The sequence below is a fragment of the Gimesia fumaroli genome, from assembly GCF_007754425.1.
Lineage (GTDB): Bacteria > Planctomycetota > Planctomycetia > Planctomycetales > Planctomycetaceae > Gimesia > Gimesia fumaroli.
On the sequence record NZ_CP037452.1, the window covers coordinates 1,268,270 to 1,290,832 of the forward strand.

22 protein-coding genes are annotated in these 22,563 nt (G+C 50.6%); 18 read left to right on the forward strand and 4 right to left on the reverse strand.

The window, feature by feature from the left end; genetic code table 11:
- Positions 1–3 precede the first annotated feature (3 nt).
- The 7 genes from Enr17x_RS04955 to Enr17x_RS04985 all read left to right on the forward strand — a co-directional run bounded on the left by Enr17x_RS04955 (position 4) and on the right by Enr17x_RS04985 (position 3,563).
- On the forward strand, positions 4–387 hold the full coding sequence (locus tag Enr17x_RS04955; RefSeq protein WP_145306457.1) for a hypothetical protein: 384 nt from the start codon (positions 4–6) through the stop codon (positions 385–387).
- 9 nt (positions 388–396) lie between these two features.
- A complete protein-coding gene (locus tag Enr17x_RS04960; RefSeq protein WP_145306459.1) occupies positions 397–675 on the forward strand; it encodes a hypothetical protein in 279 nt (92 codons plus the stop codon).
- Positions 676–680: 5 nt separating this feature from the next.
- Positions 681–1,136, forward strand: coding sequence for an NUDIX hydrolase (locus tag Enr17x_RS04965; RefSeq protein WP_145306461.1), 456 nt, complete (start codon positions 681–683; stop codon positions 1,134–1,136).
- A 68-nt stretch (positions 1,137–1,204) separates the two neighbouring features.
- A complete protein-coding gene (locus Enr17x_RS04970) occupies positions 1,205–1,654 on the forward strand; it encodes an NUDIX hydrolase (protein ID WP_145306463.1) in 450 nt (149 codons plus the stop codon).
- Positions 1,651–2,055, forward strand: coding sequence for a hypothetical protein (locus Enr17x_RS04975; protein WP_145306465.1), 405 nt, complete (start codon positions 1,651–1,653; stop codon positions 2,053–2,055). The genes Enr17x_RS04970 and Enr17x_RS04975 overlap by 4 nt, the downstream gene beginning before the upstream one ends.
- An 87-nt stretch (positions 2,056–2,142) precedes the next feature.
- Positions 2,143–2,586: a hypothetical protein gene (locus tag Enr17x_RS04980; protein ID WP_145306467.1), complete on the forward strand. Its 444-nt coding sequence runs from the start codon at positions 2,143–2,145 to the stop codon at positions 2,584–2,586.
- A 179-nt stretch (positions 2,587–2,765) separates the two neighbouring features.
- Complete coding sequence (locus Enr17x_RS04985; RefSeq protein WP_145306469.1) at positions 2,766–3,563, forward strand: phytanoyl-CoA dioxygenase family protein; 798 nt, start codon at positions 2,766–2,768, stop codon at positions 3,561–3,563.
- 296 nt (positions 3,564–3,859) lie between these two features.
- Here Enr17x_RS04985 and Enr17x_RS04990 read toward each other — a convergent pair whose 3' ends face one another.
- A complete protein-coding gene (locus Enr17x_RS04990) occupies positions 3,860–6,370 on the reverse strand; it encodes an MMPL family transporter (RefSeq protein WP_145306472.1) in 2,511 nt (836 codons plus the stop codon).
- 437 nt (positions 6,371–6,807) lie between these two features.
- On the opposite strand from Enr17x_RS04990, the gene Enr17x_RS04995 reads away from it, so the two are divergent.
- The gene (locus Enr17x_RS04995; RefSeq protein ID WP_145306474.1) at positions 6,808–8,022 is read left to right on the forward strand and encodes a C45 family autoproteolytic acyltransferase/hydolase; all 1,215 of its coding nucleotides are present in this window, start codon (positions 6,808–6,810) and stop codon (positions 8,020–8,022) included.
- A 58-nt stretch (positions 8,023–8,080) separates the two neighbouring features.
- Here the strand turns inward: Enr17x_RS04995 and Enr17x_RS05000 are convergent, their stop codons facing one another.
- On the reverse strand, positions 8,081–8,950 hold the full coding sequence (locus tag Enr17x_RS05000) for an NAD(P)H-hydrate dehydratase (protein WP_145306476.1): 870 nt from the start codon (positions 8,948–8,950) through the stop codon (positions 8,081–8,083).
- 408 nt (positions 8,951–9,358) lie between these two features.
- On the opposite strand from Enr17x_RS05000, the gene glgP reads away from it, so the two are divergent.
- From glgP to Enr17x_RS05020, 4 genes are all read left to right on the forward strand, one after another.
- On the forward strand, positions 9,359–11,512 hold the full coding sequence (glgP, locus tag Enr17x_RS05005; RefSeq protein ID WP_145306478.1) for an alpha-glucan family phosphorylase: 2,154 nt from the start codon (positions 9,359–9,361) through the stop codon (positions 11,510–11,512).
- A gap of 363 nt (positions 11,513–11,875) precedes the next feature.
- The gene (locus tag Enr17x_RS05010) at positions 11,876–12,748 is read left to right on the forward strand and encodes a sugar transferase (RefSeq protein WP_145306480.1); all 873 of its coding nucleotides are present in this window, start codon (positions 11,876–11,878) and stop codon (positions 12,746–12,748) included.
- A 514-nt stretch (positions 12,749–13,262) separates the two neighbouring features.
- Positions 13,263–14,303: a DUF1559 domain-containing protein gene (locus tag Enr17x_RS05015; RefSeq protein ID WP_232100953.1), complete on the forward strand. Its 1,041-nt coding sequence runs from the start codon at positions 13,263–13,265 to the stop codon at positions 14,301–14,303.
- A 98-nt stretch (positions 14,304–14,401) separates the two neighbouring features.
- Complete coding sequence (locus tag Enr17x_RS05020) at positions 14,402–14,896, forward strand: carboxypeptidase-like regulatory domain-containing protein (protein ID WP_145306482.1); 495 nt, start codon at positions 14,402–14,404, stop codon at positions 14,894–14,896.
- Between the two features lie 19 nt (positions 14,897–14,915).
- Here the strand turns inward: Enr17x_RS05020 and Enr17x_RS05025 are convergent, their stop codons facing one another.
- Together Enr17x_RS05025 and Enr17x_RS05030 are read right to left on the reverse strand one after the other, a co-directional pair.
- Positions 14,916–15,359, reverse strand: coding sequence for a hypothetical protein (locus Enr17x_RS05025; RefSeq protein ID WP_145306484.1), 444 nt, complete (start codon positions 15,357–15,359; stop codon positions 14,916–14,918).
- A gap of 34 nt (positions 15,360–15,393) precedes the next feature.
- Positions 15,394–15,876 carry a hypothetical protein gene (locus tag Enr17x_RS05030; protein ID WP_145306486.1) on the reverse strand — a complete coding sequence of 161 codons (483 nt, stop codon included), beginning with the start codon at positions 15,874–15,876 and terminating at the stop codon, positions 15,394–15,396.
- 110 nt (positions 15,877–15,986) lie between these two features.
- Here Enr17x_RS05030 and Enr17x_RS05035 point away from each other — a divergent pair, with 110 nt between their 5' ends.
- From Enr17x_RS05035 to Enr17x_RS05060, 6 genes are all read left to right on the forward strand, one after another.
- On the forward strand, positions 15,987–16,439 hold the full coding sequence (locus Enr17x_RS05035) for a hypothetical protein (protein WP_145306488.1): 453 nt from the start codon (positions 15,987–15,989) through the stop codon (positions 16,437–16,439).
- 47 nt (positions 16,440–16,486) lie between these two features.
- Positions 16,487–17,446: a hypothetical protein gene (locus Enr17x_RS05040; protein WP_145306489.1), complete on the forward strand. Its 960-nt coding sequence runs from the start codon at positions 16,487–16,489 to the stop codon at positions 17,444–17,446.
- A gap of 194 nt (positions 17,447–17,640) precedes the next feature.
- Positions 17,641–18,315, forward strand: coding sequence for a hypothetical protein (locus Enr17x_RS05045; protein ID WP_145306491.1), 675 nt, complete (start codon positions 17,641–17,643; stop codon positions 18,313–18,315).
- A 271-nt stretch (positions 18,316–18,586) separates the two neighbouring features.
- Entirely contained in the window at positions 18,587–19,618 is a 1,032-nt protein-coding gene (locus Enr17x_RS05050; RefSeq protein WP_145306493.1) for a DUF1559 domain-containing protein, read from the forward strand.
- A 73-nt stretch (positions 19,619–19,691) separates the two neighbouring features.
- A complete protein-coding gene (locus Enr17x_RS05055) occupies positions 19,692–21,224 on the forward strand; it encodes a PQQ-like beta-propeller repeat protein (RefSeq protein ID WP_145306495.1) in 1,533 nt (510 codons plus the stop codon).
- Positions 21,221–22,519 carry a hypothetical protein gene (locus Enr17x_RS05060; protein ID WP_145306497.1) on the forward strand — a complete coding sequence of 433 codons (1,299 nt, stop codon included), beginning with the start codon at positions 21,221–21,223 and terminating at the stop codon, positions 22,517–22,519. The genes Enr17x_RS05055 and Enr17x_RS05060 overlap by 4 nt, the downstream gene beginning before the upstream one ends.
- Positions 22,520–22,563: the final 44 nt, after the last annotated feature.

Sequence of the window (22,563 nt, forward strand, 5' to 3'; positions counted from 1 at the left end):
CTGATGGGGGCTGCATTTTTCATTGTGTTGGAACGAGACATTGATGGGGTTGATACATTCATAGATGGGAAAGCACTTTCCCGCTCGATTGATGCGCTGGATCAGGCTGCAAGAGAGCAAGGCGTACGTCCCTTGTCTGATTTTTTCAGTATTGATGCCGAAGAGGCGGCTGCTTTTCTTGAAGGAGAAGACGCTGACATGGACGACATCGAGTTACCAGAGCTTCAGCAATTCTCGGCTGAGGATGGATTGACCACTGTTTCCGCCTTGCTGACGCATCCGGCAGGACAGTCTGAGGGGGTTCAAGAAGATTTGCTTGAGTGTCAGCGGCTCCTTAGTCTGGCAGCAGAGCAGAAGCTAGACTGGCACTTTGAGATTGACTACTGAGACGAAGTGATGCCTGATCCCAAACAGTTAAAAGTGAATGATCGGGTACGGTTTGTCAGTCTGCCTGAGGAATGGGATAACCCGAAATTTACTGTGCATGCCAGTTGTGTCCGCTTCATGAAGCAGTTGATTCAACGAAAGTATTCTTCACGAATCCATGAGCTTGACGAAAACGGTTTCTCCTGGATCGAAGCCCGGATACGCAAGGGAAACGTGATTGAGTATCATGGGTGGTGTATTTTTGAAGAGACCGGCTGGGTGAAAGTGCAGCCTCGAAAGAAGAAGTGATTTCCATGACCGACATCACTGTTGATCTGAATGGCTATTGCGTCAATCTGCGTGTGGCGGCGATTGTCACGCGTGGGACGGAGGTGCTGTTGTGCCGACCTCGGGGGCATGACTGGTGGTTTCTGCCAGGGGGACGGATTAAAACGAATGAAGACTCTCACGCCGCGCTGCACCGGGAATTAACTGAAGAGATCGGACCGGGGTTTGAGGTGATCCGGCCGACAGTTATCGTGGAGAATTTCTTTGACCTGGACGGCACGCGCTTTCATGAACTTTGTACGATTTATGAAGTCGCCTGGAACGGGGGAGAATTGAATGGGAATCCAGCGGAGTATGAGGAAGTGTTTGCCTGGTTTCCACGGGAGCAGTTGGCGGACATCGTTCTCAAGCCGGATTTTCTGAAAGAGCCGATCAACAATCCGCAGCCTGGCCTGCAGCTGATTGTGAATCGGGACAATTGATGTGAGGGATCACCCCACTACTTTTCACTGGTGGCAAGCCACCAGTGCCACCCCGCCGGGACAATGAAATGATTTACCGCAACCGCGTCTTTACATATATTACAAACGGGGGGCATCTGCTGGTATTTGACCATGTGGATTTTCCGAACGCGGGCACACAAATTCCGGGAGGCACGATCGAGCCGGGCGAGACTCCGGAAGCGGCAGCATTGCGAGAAGCCCGCGAAGAGACCGGACTGGGATCACTTTCGATTCGATCCTTTATCGCAAATGAAACAGTGGACCTGACGCCGTTTGGGAAACTGGAAACGATCAACGGCTGGTTTTATCATCTGGAATATGATGGGGAGCGTCAGGACCGCTGGCGGTATGCAGAGCAGACACCCGGTGATGGCAGTTTGGAGCCGATTTTGTTTGAATTGTATTGGATCTCACTTCAGGAAATGATTACGCTGAATGCCGTTGATAATCGGTATCTGGACCAGATTCGTGAAATCTTAAAAAGTGGTGTAAGATGAATGATTCCAATCAACGACAGATTTCGTCGCGTACCGGTTTTGTGCTGCTGTTACTCGCTGTTGTGCCGCCGGTTGTGCTGTCTTATTTGAAGGCGAATCAAATTTGGCTGGGGGTGTCTTTACTGGCGGTGCCGCTGATTCTGATGGCGGTCTGGAGCGATCTCGGCTTTCTCCTGGGGAGCATCGCTTTCTGGGGGATACTGCTGCTCATGACATGGGGGACCGTAGAGGAAGGGCAGGTTGACAATCCGCTACCTGGGTTTGCGGCTGTTTTCGGATTTGTATTTTATATTCTGTTTTATGGCCCCGTATTTTTGTTGATGAAATCGACAGATCGAGTCAAGGCATCTTGGTCGAGTAAACGTCCCGTTGATGCGCACGAAGATCAAGATGGAAATTGATCGTTTATTTTTTCTTACCTGTATGTGAAGCCTATTGCAAATTTTCATGCAGTCTCAAGTAAAGTTTAACAGGAGAAATCCCAATACATGGAATCGAATTTTGAACTATCTCTGGAAGCGGTCGACGCTGGTCAACGGCCTCCTGTTTTTCGGCTCGCGTTTTCTTCCAGCAGCGAGCGGCTGTTGCTGCCTTATCCTGAGGTGACAGGTTTGCAATTCCTTGATGCGGCGGGCGAAAAAGTTGCGGAATGGAGAACAGCGTATCTTTCGATCACGCCTTTGGATGAATTTGTGCTTCGCCCCGGTGGCCGAATTGCCTTTGATCTGGAAACGCCTGACAAACTACCACCGGCCAGAGAACATGACTGGACGATTCAACTCCCTCCCGGGCGAATGAGTGTACGCTACGTCTATGAGGTTGAGGCCGACAAAAAGCGTTATGACTTTCTGGCGAAGGGATCCCGGTTTGCAGCGATTACGAAATTCTGGGGCGGACGGGTCGAGTCACCGATGATTGAATTTGATGCTTAATTTACTCCAATTTGGAGCCCTCCCAACGATTCTTTGCCCGGGAAGAACCCGAGTTTAGAGGATTTCGCTACTTTAAATTTCAGATCTCGAATTGTATGATATGCCTGTAAGTCGGATCGGTAATTGCGTTCTTTAATTGAGTGCCGACTGAAGTCCTTTTTGATTAGAGCTTGAGAACTATGGCTTCTTCATCACAGTCTGTTACGAATGACCGGTTGACGTCGGAGGAATTTGCGAAATTCGAGCAAGACGGCTATCTGATTCTGCGGAATCTTTGCCCTGAGTCGCTCAGGCAGGAGATGCTGGCGACGACGAAAGACGGGTTGTCGCGGGTCGTGGAGCCGGTGGAGTATGAAGCCGATGTGGAATACCCGGGTTCGCCCCCTTCACGAAATGTGATGGGGGGGGAAACGGTGCGGCGGCTCAAGCAGGCGCACAGTCGCGGGATGTGCTTTACCGACCTGATCAATCATCCGGCGCTGGTGGGACGACTGGCTCAGTTGCTGGGACCCGATTATGTGATGCCGCTGGCGCATCATAATTGTGTAATGACCAAGCAGCCTGAGTTCAGCAGCGATACATTGTGGCATCAGGATATCCGGTTCTGGTCGTTTGAACGCAAAGAGCTAATCAGTGTCTGGGTGGCGCTGGGTGAGGAAAATCTGGATAACGGCTGTTTGAAAGTGATCCCCGGAACGCATCGGATGGAATTCAAGCCCGATCAACTGGACGAGCGGATTTTTCTACGGCCCGATGTGCCTGAGAATCAGGAGTTGATTGATACGAGTGTCGCTGCAGAATTGCATCCGGGCGATGTGTTATTTTTTCACTGCCGAACGTTTCATGCAGCGACCCGGAATTATACGAACCAGCCGAAGTTCTCGGCGGTGTTTACGTTTCGGCCTGCCGATAATCCGCCGGTGCGTGATTCCCGTTCCGCGGCGCTGCCGGAATTGATTGTTCATACGAGGCAGTAGGCGGCGTCAAGATCGGGTTTTCAGTTTCACTGTTGGCAAGCCAACAGTGCCACGCTATTTTTTGCTACCACGAAAGATACGAAATGGTGCTGTTGGCACCGGCACCATTCGTAGGGTGCGGACCCATGTGTCCGCCCGCCTGGTGAGGCGGTTTGGAATGATGCCTGGGATGGGACAAGTATCGGGTTCGAATGGTATGCCTGGTGAAGACGCTTCATACGTGGCCGACACATGGGTCGACCCCTACGCGCGGTTGTTGAGCCAACAGTGCGACGCGGGACATGCTTGAATACTCTCTATTTAACGTGGGGTGAGTCGAGTTCGGGCTTGGGTTTGGTTTCGAGGAACTGGGCGGCCCCGAGATATTTGCCCCAGGAGCCGAAGTAGCCGCGATAGAGCATGATGAGATAGGCGGGTACGATGATCGGGCGGATGATGAAGGTATCGAGCAGAACGCCGAAGGCGAGGGCAAAGCCGAGCTGCTGCATGCCGACCAGGGTGCCTGCCATCAGCGAAGAAAACGTACCGGCCATGATGATACCACAGCTGGAAATGATGCCGCCGGTATTTTTTAATGCAGAGATCACGCCATCCACGGGACCTTTGGTTTTCTGTTCTTCGTCGATACGGGTAATCAGATAGATGTTATAATCTTCGCCGACGGCAATCAGAATTGTGAAGAGAAACATGGGGACTTTCCAGTCGAGGCCGGTAAAGTTATGTGGGTCGAGTGCCCAGAAGACGGCGAAGGTAATGCCTAGCGTGACCAGGTAGCTGAAAAAGACACTGACGATCAGATACGCGGAAATCGCAGGTCGTCTGAGCAGGATCACCAGAATGATGAAGACGCTACCCAGGACGAGAATATCGATACGTGCCTGGTCCTGATCGGTGACGTTTTTCAGGTCACTGATGCTGGCAGTGGCACCAATATAAAAGAGTTCGCTGTTATCCTGCAATTCCGGGGGGAGTGATTTTTTGACGGCTTTCTTGACGCGTTCCAGCTGTTTCATACTGTCATGCGAGAAGGGATCTTTTTCAAGGATGAGATCCATGCGCGTCACATGGTTTTGATTTTCTTCGTCATCAGGTTCTGAACTGACATAGTAGTTTTTGATGAGTTTGATCCGGCTGATGGCTCTGATCTTTGCCAGCCCGCGCAGATCTTTGGCTTTTTCCATCTCATCGGCTGCGCCAATGCCGAAGGGTTTGGTCATATTGCGGATATCGGCAATGCCGAGTTCGTCTTTCTGTTTCAGTAAATCGTCCGTGAGACCTTCAATGGCGGCGCGGCCTTCCGCATCCGAGAAGTTGATCTGCGGATTTTTGAACAACAGGGTCAATGGACCTGTAGCGCCCGCCGGGTAGTGTCCCTGAACGGCTTTGGTGCCTATGACACTGGGGTCTTCGCTGGGGAGTTCTGAGAGCAGGCCATAACTCAAATTTCCATAACAGGCGAGGCTGATCAGAGCGAAGGGAAACAGAACCAGGAATGTCGAGAGCCAGATTTTACCAGGGCTTTTGAGTAGCGCCAGTGAGACAGAATCCCAGATGGAGCCGGTCCAGTTTCGTTGCATGAGTCGAGCCATGACGCTGGACGGCGTCAACCAGCCAGCAGAAATTGCCACGCGTTCCGAGAACGTTTGGGGCCAATAGGCCAATCGTCCGGCGAGACAGAGCAGGGCCGGGGAAAGTGTGAGTGAGGCAAGCAACACAAACGACAGACTGAGAGCCATAGCGACGCCCGCCTGTTGGAATTTGCCGAACTCAGCAAAAACCATCATGCCGATGCCGCACATTGTAGTGCCGGCACTGGCGGCCAGAGCAGAACCGACGGTGGCGATGGAGTTGGAAATGGCTTCCTTGAATGTGCATTCTTTATCAAGTTCTTCCCGATGGCGGGCAATCAGAAACAGACAATAGTCGACGCCGGCACCATAGAGAATGACGGTGACATAGACCTCGATGCCTGAGAAGAGCCCGACGATGCCCCAGTCTCCCAGGATCGCAAGAACGGAGAGTGCAATTTTGACGGAAACGAAGACCGTAAATAACGGGATCAAAGCAAGAATCGGGGCACGGTAAATAATGATCAGAAGGAGAATGACCAGGAGTACGGTCCAGAGTTCAGTTGCTTCCGCGCTCTGATTGGCAGCCCGAATCATATCGCGGCCAACGGTGGCGATGCCGCTAAGTGCGATATCCAGGCCGGGTTCAATCGACTTTTTGAACTCATCGTCATGCTGGATGAGGTTCTCGATACTTTCGACTGTCTTGCCGTTACTTTGATCGAGAAATTCTGTCGAGAGTTCGACAATCACCAGAGAGGCTTTGTTATCTTCACTCTGCAGCAGATCGCCGATGGTTTTATCGGTATAAGTGCGGATGCGCGAGATGTTGGAGGGATTCTGCTTTTGGTCAGACGTCTCTTCTTTTGTTGCCTGGCCTTCTTTCTGATCCGACTGCGTTTTGTCCTGATACTCCTCCGGATGGGCAATCTCTTCGAGTTTTGGTTTGAGTTTTTCCTCAATGAATTTGAGATCTTTGGGCATTAACCCCTGGTCGCCATGTTCACGGCGGACGACGATCACAATGCTGCTGGCGAGCAGGTCGTCGGGGAAGGCGCGTTTGAAGAGTTTTTCACCCTGTAAACTGGGGGAGTCGCCCGGCAGAAACGCGAATTCACCATTTTGTACTACAGAAGACCACTCGGGCGCGGCATAGGAAATTCCAATTAATGCCAGAACCCAGCATACCAGAAAGATTTGCCAATAGCGGACTACAGTGTTGCCTAGGACTCGAAACATAGAGAATGCTAACAAAGAGCTGATGAAGAGACGTAAAATACAATTTTGAAGACACGAAACGGTTTCAAAAGAGTTTCTTGAAACCGGGACAAAATGCGTGAGGTATCTACAGTAACTTCAGGTCTTCGTGTCGTCAATCTTCACACATTCGGGTAGACAAATGCAAGGCCAAGCAGAGCTGAATTGTCAGGTGAAGATGAAATGTGTGTTTATGTTCATTTTTTATGTTCACGAGGGAAATTGATTTTGTATCTGCGATTTGTTATGTCATAATAGGCATCCCGATGGTTTACGACAAGAAGTCAGCCGTTTTGATTCTTAAGGGCTGTCTCTGAAGCTTGCAGTGAATGCGTATATCAACGTCGAATTCGGGTTGAACTGGGATCACTTCATTTCTCTACTATCTATCGTTCTGGTGACTTAAAAGGAAATCTCTCATGCTTCGTAGTCAGCGCCATTTTTCAGGATTGTCTATATTAATCCTTTTGGTTGTGGTTTGCCTGTCGCCGGTGACGGCTTCCGCGCAAACGATTGCACGTTGTGGTGAGGGCTGGCTGGAGAAAATTGACGGATATTTCGTACTGCACCTCAAAGGGACCCATTATGAAATGGGCTATCAGCAGGGCGTTCTGTTAAAGGAACATGTGCGGAAGAACATGTATAATCTGTTGAACGAGAAGGGGGAGACCACACTGGTTGATCTGGGGCTGGTGAAATTGAAACCGCGCCAGGCAATTGAGACGGTGATTCAAATTCAAAAGCCTTACACGCCTCAAAAGTATGTCGATGAAATGCGGGGTCTGGCTGACGGGGCCGAGATTGCCTATGAAGATGTACGGGCAACCAATTTTATTCCGGAGATGTTTCACTGCAGCGGATTTTCGATTGCGAATTCCGCGACGAAGAATGGGACACTGTATCACGGTCGCGTGTTAGATTACGCGTGTGACTGGGGTTTACAGGATCATGCCGTGCTGGTCGTGGCGGAGCCCAAGGGAGGCATTCCTTTTGTGAATGTTTCTTATGCCGGTTTCATCGGATCGGTGACCGGTATGAATATGGAATCCGTTTCGATTGGCGAAATGGGGGGCCGCGGACTGGGGCACTGGTCTGGAGTGCCGATGGCATTTCTCGTACGAGAAGTGCTGGAGACGTCCAAGAATCTTGATGAAGCAATTGCCGTCTTTCGCGATAACTATCGGACGTGTGAATATTATTACGTGATTGCCGACGGTAAAACGAATCGGTCGGTTGGTATGGCGACGAGCTGGGAAAAAATGGAACTGATTCAGCCCGGCGAATCGCATCCACTGCTTCCCAATCCGGTGAAGGACGCGGCTCTGTTATCAGCCGGCGATCGTTATAAGGAACTTTCGAAACGCGTAAAGGATGGTTACGGTTCCTTTACGGCGGAGTCGGCAATTGAATTGATGAGCCGTCCGGTGGCGATGAAATCGAATCTGCATAACGTATTGTTCGAGCCCAAATCGACCAAGCTTTGGGTAGCGAATGCCAGCACAGACGGGGAGCCGGCTGCGAATCAGAAGTATTTCAGTTTTCAATTGTCTGAATTGCTGAAACGAAAGCCGGATGCCAAGGCCCCTGTTTATCCAATGCCCGTTGCTCAGGCGGTTTCACAGAAATCAGAATAGCGTTCAGGAAGACCAGCGGGCAGGCATATTTTACGCGGGCCTGCGCCTGTCTGCTGGTTTATTCCTCGAAGAGTTGCAGCCAGGCTTCAGGCAGAAATTCTGGAAGATCCGAGGCGATCATCGCAATTTCAGACACTTCTTGTGCAGCCAGATCTCCGGCAAGTCCGTGGACATAAGCGGCGAGTTGTGCGGCTTCAAAAGTATCCATGCCCTGACCGACCAGTGCGGTCATTATTCCCGTGAGTACATCACCACTGCCCCCGGTTGCCATTCCGCTGTTGCCGGTAGGATTAATGGCGAGACGCGTGCCATCGGTGATCACAGTGTGTGCACCTTTCAGGACGAGTGTCACACCATGTTCTTTGGCAAAAGTCGTTGCCAGGGCTTCTCGATTTTGTTCAATTTCCGAAATGGGTTTATTGATCAGTCGTGAGAACTCGCCGGGGTGCGGCGTCAGAATCCGCGGGCCTGCTGCGTTGGGGAGCCGTTTATCTGAACTGGCAAGTGCATTCAGGGCATCGGCGTCGACGATTAAAGTTTGCTGGACTTCTTCAAATAATTTGAAAGTTAATTTCCGGAACCATTCCTGTTGTCCGCAACCGGGGCCGATAGCGATGGCATTGAAGCCGGGAATCTGGTTGATGAGCTGCGTTTCAGATTCGGCTGTGAGTTGGGAATTCTGATTCAGGGTGAGCGGGATCGTCAGATAGCAGGGATTGACTGTGGACACGATGGATTGAATCGTTTCTGGAATCGCGAGAAAGACGAGTCCTGCACCGCTGCGCAGGGCGCCGATTCCCGCGAGGCAGGCGGCGCCACTCATTCCCGAACTTCCGGCGATGACCAGAACTTTTCCGAACGTTCCCTTGTGCGAATTATCAGGACGTTGCGGCAGTGCTGGCAGGTCAGAAATTCGTTGAATATTCATGACAAAACTTCTTTCATATTGAAATTACACGACTAAAATAGGACTTCATTTTGGCAAAGTATCCAGCGGCTTCAATGGCCGTTGGTTTAGTCATTCGGTTTTTCTTCCTTGTACTAAAGTATTGCAACAGATTCTCGGTGGTTAGTATAGGTTGACTGAGAAAAATGGGGTGGAGGGAATATGTGGAACTTCTATTTATCCTTTTGAAACGATGACCCGTAAGACTCCCCGTGAAGGAAGAGTTCATTATACTTTGTTTGCCTTTTTGGAATGAAATATATTTCATTATACTCACATCATCGCGTCTGCGCGTTCGATCAGGCAGTGGAACTCAAATGAGAATCACCCCGGAAAGACTCTGGGGTTTGACAGAATTACATACATCGTAATTGATTGGATGGATCTTCAATGGCTACAAAAAAAACTGTTTATGAAAAACTTTGTGACCTGGCCGGTAACCTGTGGTGGAGCTGGCAGCCTGACGTTACTCAGATTTTTCATCTGATTGATCCAGATAAATGGTCTGAACTGAACCATAACCCGGTGCTGCTTTTAAAAGAGTATTCGCCGGAACAGTTGGATAAAAAATTAAGCAGCCTCAGTCTGCATTCCCGCGTCAATGTAGCTTACCGTCGCTGGCAGGAATACATGGAACGTTCTGAAACCTGGGGTTCCACGAATGCCACGATCTTAGGGCATCGCTGTGCAGCTTATTTCTCAGCCGAGTTCGGGATTCATGAATCGCTGCATATCTATTCGGGCGGCCTGGGTGTGTTGGCGGGCGACCATCTGAAAAGTGCATCGGACCTGGGGTTGCCTCTGGTGGCCGTTGGTCTGTTTTACGGAGAGGGTTACTTCTCACAGCATATCGATAAAGAGGGCTGGCAGCAGGAATCGTACACGGAAGCGAAAACCAGGAACCTGCCGATTTCTCCTGCGTTAACGCCGGATGGAAAACCAGTTTCGATTTCCGTTTCGACGCGTTCGGGCGAAATCTTTGCCAAGGTATGGCGGATTGATGTCGGCCGCGTGAACTTGTATCTGCTGGATACGGACGTTCCCGAAAACAGTGAAGAAGATCGTAATCTGACGGCTCGGCTTTATGGCGGTGATCAGCGAACGCGAATTCGTCAGGAAATCATGCTGGGCATCGGCGGTGTTCGTGCACTGGAAGCGATTGGCATCGAACCGAGTGTGATTCATATGAATGAAGGTCACTCGGCGTTTGCTCCTCTGGAACGTGTTCGCAACCGGATGCATGAAGACGGGTTTTCATTTGACGATGCCTTACGGGATGTGGCGTCTGCCTGTGTCTTCACAACACATACGCCGGTTCCCGCCGGTCATGACCGGTTTGATGCAGGTCTGTTGGAAGAACACGTGGGCCCGCTGGGAGATCAGCTGGGGCTCGATCATCATGCGTTGATGAGCCTGGGCCGCGTTGATCCACAAAACGAAGGCGAATCATTCTGTATGACGGTGCTGGCGTTCAAACTGAGTCGTCTGGCGAATGCGGTTTCGAACCTGCATGGCGTCGTCAGTCGGCGGATGTGGGCTTCGTTATGGCCTTGGCGCAGCGAAGAAGAAATCCCGATTGGTCACATCACCAACGGTGTGCACATGCCGACCTGGTTGGCAGCACCGATGCGTGTGATTTATGACCGTGTGCTGCCGACGAAATGGTATTACCGAACAGGGGAAGCCGATGTCTGGGCGGGGATTGAAGAAATTTCGCCCGGGGATCTCTGGGAAACGCATCAGGCATTGAAAAACCGACTGATCCAGTTTTCGCGTGATTTGCTGGTGAAGCAGGCACAACGCCGCGGGACATCCGATACGGAAATCGGTCATTTATCAACGGCTTTGAATCCGGATGCATTGCTGATTGGTTTTGCCCGACGGTTCGCACCGTATAAGCGGGCAGACCTCGTCATGAAGGATATGGATAACTTCCTCAAAATCATTGAAGACTCTGATCGGCCTGTGCAGTTCGTTTTTGCGGGTAAAGCGCACCCGGCTGATGAGCGCGGCAAGCAGATTATTCAGCGGATCTTCAAACTGACGCAGGAGCCGCCGTTCCGCGGTAAGATCGTCTTGCTGGAAGATTACGACATCAACCTCGGGCGGCATCTGGTGCAGGGCGTTGATGTCTGGTTAAACAATCCACGTCGTCCGCTGGAAGCTTCGGGAACCAGTGGTCAGAAAGTGGTCTTGAACGGCGGACTCAACTGTTCGATTCTGGATGGCTGGTGGGCGGAAGCCTTTGACGGCAGCAACGGGTTTGCCATTGGAGAAGGACGGACGCACGTAAATCAGGAGATTCAGGATGACCGCGATGGATTGAATCTGATGAAGGTCCTCAAGGAAGAAGTCATCCCTCTGTATTATCGTCGCAACGAAGACGATCTTCCATTGGGGTGGATCCACCGTATGAAACGTGCCATTCGTACCCTGGGTTGGCGGTTTAATGCCGACCGGATGGTGATGGACTACGCAGAAAAAATGTACCTGCCGGCAGCCGGCGGTTTATCCAGCCAGATTAAGGGAGATTCGTCTCTCTAAGCATCAAGCCTCGGATTGATAATCACGGCTTATAACCCTCAAAACGGTTACAGGAGAGAGAATCCCTTTCTTTCCTGTAGCCGTTTTTTTTGTGGCAGTTGCTATTGTCGCGACAGAGTTTGTTTGCGACCTGGCTTTCTGAAACTCTGACTCTACATCATGAGAATGCACGAGCTAACTTTTAAGTAGAAATACTTATGAGAGTGTCCCCCCGGCACCTGAAATTGCCCGGAGTTCGAATGGATCGCAGGCCGATGTCGCAAGGCATTCAGAGCCTGGTCTGCATTTGAAGTCCGGGTGTGCGAGTTTTGTCGCGGGGGAGTGCTTCACAGATAGCTCGATTCAGCAGAAAGCGTTTACCCAATGAGTTCGATGGCAGCAGGACAGTCCAGTGTTCCCTATAAAGGTCAAATTCCTCCGGGAGAATTATCCGATCTGGTGAACGGTTATCTGGATGTGGAGCTTTGGCGGAATACCAGTTGGTTAACCCGTCTGGAGTTAGAAGAGCCACGCGTCGATGTTCGCAATCTGACAGAGCGGACCCGTTTTATGAAGCGATCGCTCGACATTGTTGTCTCATTCACCATGTTGATTCTATTGTCTCCACTGCTCTTGTTTCTGGTAGTTCTGGTCAAACTTACTTCGCCTGGTCCTGCTATTTTCAAACAGACTCGGGTCGGTTTGAATTTACGAAACAAGGCAAAGAGTGATCGCCGTCAGGAGCAGATCGATTTACTCGAACTCGATCTGAGTTCCGATCGACGTGTTTCTGGTTCGGATCGGCGTGATGAAAATGGCTACGGAATGCCATTCACGTTGTACAAGTTTCGTACGATGACTGTAGATGCTGAAAAAAATGGCGCCCAGTTTGCGGTACAGGGCGATCCGCGCGTCACGCGTCTGGGACGTTTTATGCGGAAAACACGACTGGATGAACTGCCGCAGTTATGGAATGTGCTCAAAGGGGAAATGACCTTAGTCGGCCCCCGTCCCGAGCGCCCGGAATTCATCGAAGGATTGAGCAAAGAGATTCCGAACTATATCAATCGATTAGGGTTGAAGCCCGGTCTGACTGGTGTGGCACAAATTGTAAACGGATACGATAACAACATCGAAGGCTTTCGCAGAAAAGTCTCACTTGATCTGATGTATTTACAGAACTGTTGTTTCTGGAATGACATGAAGATCCTGTTCCGCACGATCCGTGTGATCCTGACCGGCAGTGGCGCCTTATAATTTTCAGATGAGTCGCTACCTTGAGCTCGTGGCACACACGAGTTCCCATTTCCTAATACTGCGCGTTTTCCTGCGCCGTCTCAGTATCGTTTGACTGGTGAATCGATTGATTTTGTGTGAATCACAGGTTCCAGTCGACACGTCTAACTCGTTTTCTTTCCAGATATTGCTCCACTCTATCGCACACAGTGCGAGGGTTTTATCTGCCTGATCCCACCTTGTTAGTTAGTAAACTATACAAATATGCAAATTGGTGGTTTATTGAAATGAACCGATTGACAGTTGTTGTGGCGTTTATGTAGACTTGATTAATACGCATGTATATTAATAAACCAATGTGTATATTAAGTGGGTCATAACAGTCATAAGTGAATCTGGTGAAGAATTCAAGAGGGTTCAGCAATGCTTTCTCCCGCTTCTCACTCAACCTGTTCCTTGTGTCGATTGAACCTGATTTTCATTTCCCCGATCAGAACTTTCTGTGTTCTTATATGATTTATGAAGGAGAAGAAACGTGAAATTGCATCTGAAGTCTCGCCGCGCATTTACCTTGATTGAGTTATTGGTGGTGATTGCGATCATCGCCATTTTAATCGCATTGCTGCTTCCTGCAGTACAACAGGCTCGTGAAGCAGCACGCCGCTCGAACTGCAAGAACAATCTCAAACAACTGGGACTGGCCTTGCACAACTATCATGAAACATTCGGTTCGTTTCCTCCCGGTCTGACCGGCACCGGTAACGGTACGACGAATAATGGTGTCCGCTTAAGTGCCTTCTTCGGGTTGCTGCCCCATTTTGATCAGGCAAACCTGTTCAATCAGATTACGGGCCAGACGAATCAGGGGACCGTTCCCTGGGGATCGACAGATTACTGGAATAAGGATATTCCCGCTCTGCTTTGCCCTTCCGATAGTGCGTTTCAGAATCGTGATCGGGGCAAAGCCAGTTATGTGTTCAACAAAGGGGACCGCACTACCGAACTGGAGAACCGGGAACCCGAACGTGTGCGGGGGCTGTTTGGTGGAACGAATGTATTTCGCATTCGCGACATTACCGATGGTACCAGCAATACCATCGCGATGTCGGAAATTCGCATGTCTCCCTCTTATGGCGGTGACAATCTGGAAGTGTATGGTCAGGTTCGCAAAAGCACGGCCAGCGTTCACACCAATCCCTCCTTGTGTCTGGCGACGCTGGCCAGTAAAGAACGTTACATCTCCGGCAGTGATGGTGACCGACTGCGGGGAGATCGCTGGGCCGATGGCCGACCGGCGTTTACAGGGTTCCAGACAATTCTGCCGCCGAACTCGCCTTCCTGTACCAACAGCTCGAACTCGGAAGATCCGAATAACGCGATCTATTCTGCAGCGAGTGCACACACGGGCGGCGCACACTGTCTGTTTGCCGATGGGGCCGTGCATTTCATCAGCGAGAATATCGATTCCGGTAATTCCGCGGCGACCCCTCCGGGACGTGTCACCACGCCGAGCCCCTATGGCATCTGGGGAGCTCTGGGCACACGAAACTGCTCTGAAGTAGTGAACTTCAAATAAGTTTCATAGCGGTATTTGTTTGTACTGACTCCTGGTCTCTTCGTGGACCAGGAGTCAGAGTTACTTTTCTCTCACATGATTTTCGATCTGGATCAAACATGTTACAGCTTGCGTATCGCTTCAAGGTTGTTTTCGTCATTTTCTCCTCACTGGTTCTCGCCGGCTGTGGTGAAGGAGAGGTTGGAGAAGGGGATCACGAAAACGTGTATCCGGTTCAAGGAGTCGTTTTATATAACGGATCTCCCGTAGCGGGAGCGACGGTTTCATTTCAGAGTACGGGAACCGGCCAGGCACGGGGCGCATCGGGAATCACCAATGACGCGGGCGAATTTGAATTGATGACCTTCACGCCCGGCGACGGTGCGATTGCCGGTTCGCATAAGGTCAGCGTGGTGAAAAGCGTCGTTGAAGGAGCCGACAATTCTTACTTCGATGAGAACTCACCCAACTACGGCAAGACACCCCCACCCAGCGCCGCCGGGAAGACCAAATACCTGATTCCCGAGAAATACAGCCAGTTCGATACCTCGGGGCTGACGGTAAATGTGAAAGATTCGGGTGACAATGAGATTAAGCTGGAGCTCACAGACTGAGGTAGGATAGAGTCGTAGGCTAATACACGGCGGAAAATTCATCCCTCGTTAACCATCTGACATCTGAAAAAACGTTCGACTCATTGAGAATGGGTTTGATGGCTTTTAACAAAGGCTGCAAGTCGCGTGGGTTTTGTCCCTGATCTCTACTGAATAACGCTTTCAGGCAGCCTTGTAAGATCTGGGGCTGGATCACCCAGATATCAGACTCAGGTTCCCCCATGGGAGCCCAATGGGCCAGCAGGGAATATTGAACACCTTCGATTGTTACAAAAAATTCCCAGCCCGTTTCTGAATCAAAGGGAGCATCGGCTTCGATTGACTGTTCCTGTAATCGAGCCTGCAGGAAATCTGCCAGATCCTTCCCGAGCGGTGGTTCATTCGGGTCAGAATCATCATCGGGCCATGATAAATCGAATGCATCGCTTTCAAAAATTGCGATGATTTTGTCATCAAAATTCATAATCTATTATCTACTCCCGGAGAGTGAAGACATCTCATTGATCAGTCATTTTTCGGGATAGGGAAGTTGTGTTTGTGTCGTCCGATGGAAGTGTGCCGCTGATACGATTCAGGAACCCGCCTATCTCAGGCCAGAAGAGAAACAGCAACGCGCCTAAAAGCATGCCGATGGTGTTTTGAATGGTTCTGTGCATCACCAGATGATAGGAAGTCAGTTGAAATCGATGTGATTCGATCGTTGTTTCCAGCGGACCAAAGATGGAAAAGACGATCAGTCCCACAGTCATGCCAGCGAGCGCGAGGCAGAACGACGTTTGCTGTTTCCAACCTCCCACAATGGCACCGAGCACCGCACCGCTATAATACACAATCTGGAAATGCCTCGCCTCACTTTCATGAAGCACCATTCTACCAGGCACAAACACAATTTTTCCTAAACTCATATTATAGGCATACCACCAGCCCAGACCGGCGCCGATCAGAATGCAGAGATAGATCAAGGATTTTGATTGGAACATAGGAATTTTATGATATAAAAAGACAATTTCTTGTTTATTTTAAATCAATGTTTCGCGGACTTCCATAAGGATGTTGCAGTACCCCGTTTAATGGAACTTCTTGGTGCACTATGCTCAACTGGTTTAAGATAAAGAATATCAAGGAATTGATCCTCGTCATATTATTCGTAGGATTTCTGGTCTGGACCATCGTTCTGTTTCAGGATGATGATTTCAGCATCCCACGTCTGGGTCTCGCAGGGGCAGGACAGTCGAAGGGACAACTTGGAGTTTCAGCCGTTCTCCATATGGGCGGGCCAGTTGAGAGAGAAGAACAGTATGCAAAAGAGATGGGAACTCTGGATTTAATCAACGGAACGGAGACTCAGTTCAAAATCTATGGAATTGGTCATCGATGTAGTTGTGTCGAATTTTCTGATCTTCCTTTCACTGTCAACTCCAACCAGACCAAATCCATCTCGCTAAAGGCTCCGGTGAACTATTTTAAACGAGGCGAAGAACAGAAATTGGTACTGTTCTGTTCCGATTATGGAAAGATTCCTTTGACAGTTTTTGTCGAATAGTTATTTGTCATTCAAAATTATGAGACAGTAAGATCCAGATTGAAGCCATGATGAAAAAATACGTTTTTATTCTAGGGGCATTGTCTGTATTTGTATTGGTTGACACACTTGGAGCAGAGGAATATAAAGCAGCCACCTTCAAACAGGTCTATCTGAAAAACTTGATGACGCTTCGAAAACGGCTTGCGAATGTGCGAGTCCGGATGCAGCACGACCGAATTGACCACGACACTATAAATACCTATCTGGTCTATAACGACAGTTTTCAATCGCGGACAGAATACCAGACAGAAAAGCCCCTCAAGGATGCCCCGTTTCTTCGTATTCGTTCTCTCAACGGGGATACTGTCTTTGATATCCAGCAGAGAAAAAACGAATCCGAGTTTACGATTGTGTCCTTTGACACTCAGACTCAGGGGCGCGAGTCCAGATGGTCGAAACCATATGTTCTGGCGGCGTTTCATATCATGAATGCGTCATTGAAGGATCTATTTGAAGCTCCTTCAACCAAGATTGTCTCCGTTACTTCTGCCAAAGAAAGATACGAAGTAATTAAGGTCGTTCTGGAGATCGACCCTTTAAAATATAAATTTCATAGAGTAGAGCTATTTCTTTTAAAAGATGAGCAGATGGCTCTCTCCGAATATCAGGCTATTGCCAGATTCGAACTTCCAGACATGAAAGAGCAAATCGTTCAATACTCGGGAGTCATCAAGTATGACACGCCTTTTACGATACCTGTCCCGCGGGAAGTGATTCTCAAAGATACGACAATTGAGAATGGTGATGTTATCGCAGAGAATACGCTGCGCGCTGAGCGGCTCGAAGTTCAGGAAGGGAATGTCTCTGAAGAGGAATTTTCTCTGGCCCATTTTGGGATTGATGGTTTTGATAAGGCGAAAAGCAACAACGAACAAGGACGGTTGCTGCTGATTATTGTAAATGTATTCATGATGATCATCATTTTATTCGCGATCATCAGAAATCGGAGGCATAAAATATCTTGAGGTAACATGACTTGCAGTTCACTACCTGAGCAATTTATCGCGATGGGTTAACAGCAGACTTCGCTTTGGCTCAAGATTCAAGCTGCGTAAATCCTTGCCTTACGTTAGTATTCCTGATAATCTTGGTTGTGTGGAGAGCGAGCCAACGAGATGTTTATTTACGGCGTCGATGAGATTTGGCGCGAGGTTAATTGATGTTTGTCTGGCTCGATAATTTAAGGCGTTTCAGGGCACGCAGGCTGGTCAGCTTGCTGGTGCTCGTCTCTTTTTGCGCCTCGTTTGTTCCGCTGCCGGTTGCCTCCCGTTCCCCGGTCGAAAAAGATCAGAGTGCCGCTTACCCCTGTCAGAATCGCCCGTGTGGCTGTCAGTCTGCCGAAGCGTGCTGGAAGGGCTGTTGCTGTTTTACCAACCAGGAAAAAGTGGCCTGGGCTGAGGCAAATGGTGTTACTCCCCCGACTTACGTCATCGCAGCCGCTGCCAGAGAATCCGCCGATTCCGTCTGTAAAGCGGGCGGCTGTTGCTCAAAAACCAAGTCGGCAAAGGCAAGCGAACTCATTCCAACGGCTTCTAAAACAAAGGGTTGCTGTTCTTCTTCTCACTCACAACCCGCGAACGTGCCTGCAGTCAAAGCGACTGAGGAAGAGAGTGAGACACAGTTTGTAATTGGCGTATTCGTGCAGAAATGTCAGGGGCAGGGATTGTTCTGGAACAGTCTGCCCTGGGCGATTCTGCCAGAAGTTCAGGCCGGCCTGATTCATGCTGATCCTGTTGTCTGGTCGGTGCCTGTTTCGCTGACTGCTCCCGCACGTGCGGTTGAGCCCCCCGAGCCACCTCCTCGTGTGGTCTCGGCTGCGACAGCGATAGTCTGAATTCGTCTCCGCGCTTTGTTCCGGGGTGCTGCTGCGCACTTGAATCTGTTGATCGGAAGGACGTGCGGCTTGTGCTGGTGCGCTTACGGCGGGACGCGGCTCGCTCTCCACAAAGCAGGTTACGGGCCTGCTGTGAGCGTGCTACCACCGGCCGCACAGACCTCGCGGATTCAGACGTTTTTTAAACTTCACATTCACTTCTGCGCGGAAGGTACGCGCTGCGAATTGAATAGAACCACACTGATTAATCTTTATCTTGCGAGGAAATTCCATGTTATTCCCTGAAATTGACCGGCGGCGTGCGCGCGGCGGGTTTACGTTAATTGAACTTTTAGTCGTCATCGCCATCATTGCGATTCTGATTGCCCTGTTGTTGCCCGCGGTCCAGCAGGCGCGGGAAGCAGCCCGGCGGGCACAGTGTAAAAATAATCTGAAACAGATTGGTCTGGCGATTCATAATTATGAAAGCGCGTATCGCGTGTTTCCCGGTTTGTCTTCCGAGAGCGCCTATGGCTACTCGGTGCAGGCGCGGATTCTGCCGTTTGTGGATCAAGGCAACCTGCAAAATCTGATCGACTTTGATGTGCCATTGATGGTGGGGTCGGGGGGCAGTCAGTCGATGAACCCGATTCACAATACGGTTGCAGGGCAGGTGTTGCCTCTGTTTCTATGTCCGAGTGAGCCGGAGTCTCCTATTTTTCAAAATGCGAATACCGGCACCGGCGTCTTTGCCGGCACGAATTACGTTGTCTGTACGGGAGACGGTACCGACACGAATTATGACACACGGGCAAGGACGAACGGAATGTTTTTCTGGGGCTCTGCCAGCCGCTTTCGTGATCTGACCGATGGCTCTTCGAATACATTGATTCTGTCAGAGTCGTTAATGGGGAATAAACTGGACGGCAGCGGTCTGGTGACTGATCCACAGCGGCAGATGGCCCGTTATCGGGGCGGCGGAATGGGTGCTGCCGGTGAAGGCTTCACGAGTGCTCCGGGACACAATCCGGATATCGCGGCGGCAGCGGTTGCGGCCGGTAATGTTGACGGGCGTGGACGGAGTTCCTGGATCTGGGGCCGCGAGCATTTGACGTCGTTTAACACCTATATGACGCCGAATTCGAATGTGCCCGATGTGCACCGCAACGGGTTTGGCTGGTTTGCACCGCGGAGTATGCATGTCGGTGGCGTGCACGTCGGACTGGGAGACGCCTCGGTGCGGTTAGTGAGTGAGAATATCGATCTCACTCTCTGGCGGGCACTGGGAACAAAAGCAGGCGGTGAAGTCATCGGCGAGTTTTAGCAACCGGCGTTGACCGTGCTGTTTCATTCAAAATAATAAAATCGATTTCTAACGTTTCCAAGGAGAAACCAAGATGAATCAACGTGTATCAAATTCACGATTGGCAGGCTGGCGAAGCAGCCTGCTATCAGCGGGCATTGTGCTGTTTACATTAGTGACCTGTCTGGCAGGAGAACCACCAACCCAAAAATCAAACGTGCAGCGCTGGCCCGGTTTTCAAGGCGCAGGAGCGACAGCGCTGACCGCTGATTCGTTGCCGCTGACGTGGTCGCCGACCAGGAACATCGCCTGGCAGACTGAGATTCCCGGCAAAGGGCAGTCGAGTCCTGTGATCTGGGGCGAGAAAATCTTTGTGACGTCAATTGAAGGGGAGATGAAAAACGACTGTCATGTGGTCGCGCTGGATCTGAAGCAGGGGAAACTGCTCTGGGATTTTAAGACCACTTCCTCACAGCCGGTGCGCGGGAATTATTTTCAGAGTCGTTCGGCACCGACCCCCGTTGTGGATGCGGAGCGCGTGTATGCGTTCTTCGAAACGGGGAACCTGCTGGCGCTGAACCATGACGGCAAGCAGCTCTGGTCGCGTTCTTTGACGGAGGATTACGGCGAATTTGAAGTCCGCATTGGTCTGGCTGCTTCACTGGTGCAGACCAGGGACACGGTGATCGTACTGATTGATCATGAAGGACCCTCGTATCTGCTCGCCGTTGATAAGCTGACGGGAAAGACGAAATGGAAAACCGACCGCTTCAGCCGCCAGAGTTACGCTTCACCCGCGCTGTTGAAGATTGATCAAGCCGATCAAATCGTCTGCAGTTCGAGTGGTAGTGTGGACGGCTATGATCCGTCTACGGGAAAACTGTTGTGGACGTTTGAGGAAGTCGGAGGCAATCGAGCCTGCACGCCACTGACCTTTGGTGATGGCAAGTTTTTAGTCAGTGCGTCTCCCGGCATGCACGACGAGCGGTTGACGGATGCGAAGAAATCGAATTTTGCGATGCAGGTCAAACGTGTTGGCGAAGAATTTCAACAGACGATTCTCTGGAAAACCAGTAAAGCCATGCCGACCTTTGGTTCGCCAATGGTGTATCAGGGGTTGGCGTACTGGGTGAATAAGGTGGGGGTCGTGTATTGTTTCGATGCGGAAACGGGCCAGCAGGTGTATATCAAACGGCTGGGGCAGCCCTGCTGGGCGACGCCTTTGGGGCTCGGTGATCGGATTTATTTTCCCGGCAAGGATGGTCTGACGACGGTGATTGCCGCCGGGCGGGAGTTTCGGATTCTGGCAGAAAACGAACTGATTGACGGTGCGACCGAGGCGGGGGAAGCCGACCTGAAACGTCGGGCGGAAGCCGGAAAGCGACGAAGTACCGTGCCGCAATCCGGTGGCAGGACTGCGGGTGATAACAGCGGCAATACCGGTGGACGACCACGAACGCGCAATGGTTTGACCTTTGCCGATCCGGTACAATATGGGTATGCAGCGGTGAATGGTGCGCTGGTAATGCGTACGGGGGGCCGCTTGTTTTGCATTCGTAAAATTCCTGTTGCGGCGAAAAACCAGCAGGGAGATAAAGTGACGACAACCGGAGGGGCTGCGCAATGAATGTGTTTCATCAAAATCTGATTGCGCTTTTCACAGTCATATTGTTGCAGAGCCCATTTGCCGAGGCGGCGCCGCCTCTTAATTTTGAAGCTGCACCGGTCAACTATAGTGATGCGACGCCGCAGAATGTGATCACCCAATTACAGCGGGCGTTGGATGCCGGCGAAAAATCTTGGACGTATGCAGACGATTTCGGTTATCTGCTTCCGTTGCTCAAGGATCTAAAGATTTCTGTTTCATCACAAATGCTGCCGTTTTCAAAAACGAGTTTGCAACGGCATTTGATCGGGCCGGATCGACCGCGGGCTTTGTATTTCAGTGACGATGCGTATGTCGGCTTTGTTCAGGATGGGATGCTGGAACTGATGGTGACTGATGAAAAACTGGGGATGGTGTTTTATACTTTGAAGCAGACGCCGGCGAAGAAGCCTCAACTTCAGCGACAGGTGGCAAGTTGCATGACCTGTCATGCTTCCTCGCGAACGAAGAACATCCCCGGTTTACTAGTGCGCTCGATGTTCGTTGATCCGGTGGGGCTGCCGGTGATCTCGGCGGGCAGTTTTCGAACGGACCATTCCAGTCCGCTTTCAGAGCGTTGGGGAGGCTGGTATGTGACGGGCACGCACGGAAAAACAACGCACATGGGAAATTTTCACCTGCCTTCCTCAAAGCGGCCAAAGAAGCCGATTGAAAACAAGACAGGGCTGAATCTCAAGGACCTTTCGCCACTGACACCGATTGCCCACTATCCAACCCCGCATAGTGATCTTGTGGCACTGATGGTTTTTGAGCATCAGATCGACGCGCACAATTTTATCATCCGCACGAACTATGCCTGGCAGATTGATGTGCATCGCGGTGATGCAGAGCAAGAGGACGCAGTCTGGAAGCAGGAAGCAGATCAGCTGGTGAAGTATTTGTTGTTTGAGAAAGAAGTGGAACTGAAATATCCGATTCAAGGGACTTCTTCGTTTGCGAATGAGTTTGCGAAACGGGGCCCCTTTGATTCCCAGGGGCGGTCTCTGCGACAGTTCGATCTCAAGCGGCGGCTGTTTCGATTTCCCTGCAGTTACATGCTTTATTCGAAGGCGTTTCGATCACTGGCTGAACCCGTGCGAACCTATATCTATCAGCGAATGAAGGGGGTGATTACTGGGGTTGATAAATCGTTGTTGACTCATCAATTGACAGCGACGGATCGTCAAAATCTGTTGCAGATTCTTCCAGAGACGATACCGGATTTGAAACGGGTGTGGGAACAGGTGGGAAGTACTGAATCAGCACCAGTGCCGTAGTTTCAGTTCGTGGGTCGAGTGGCTTTCGGGTAGAATGCGTATCG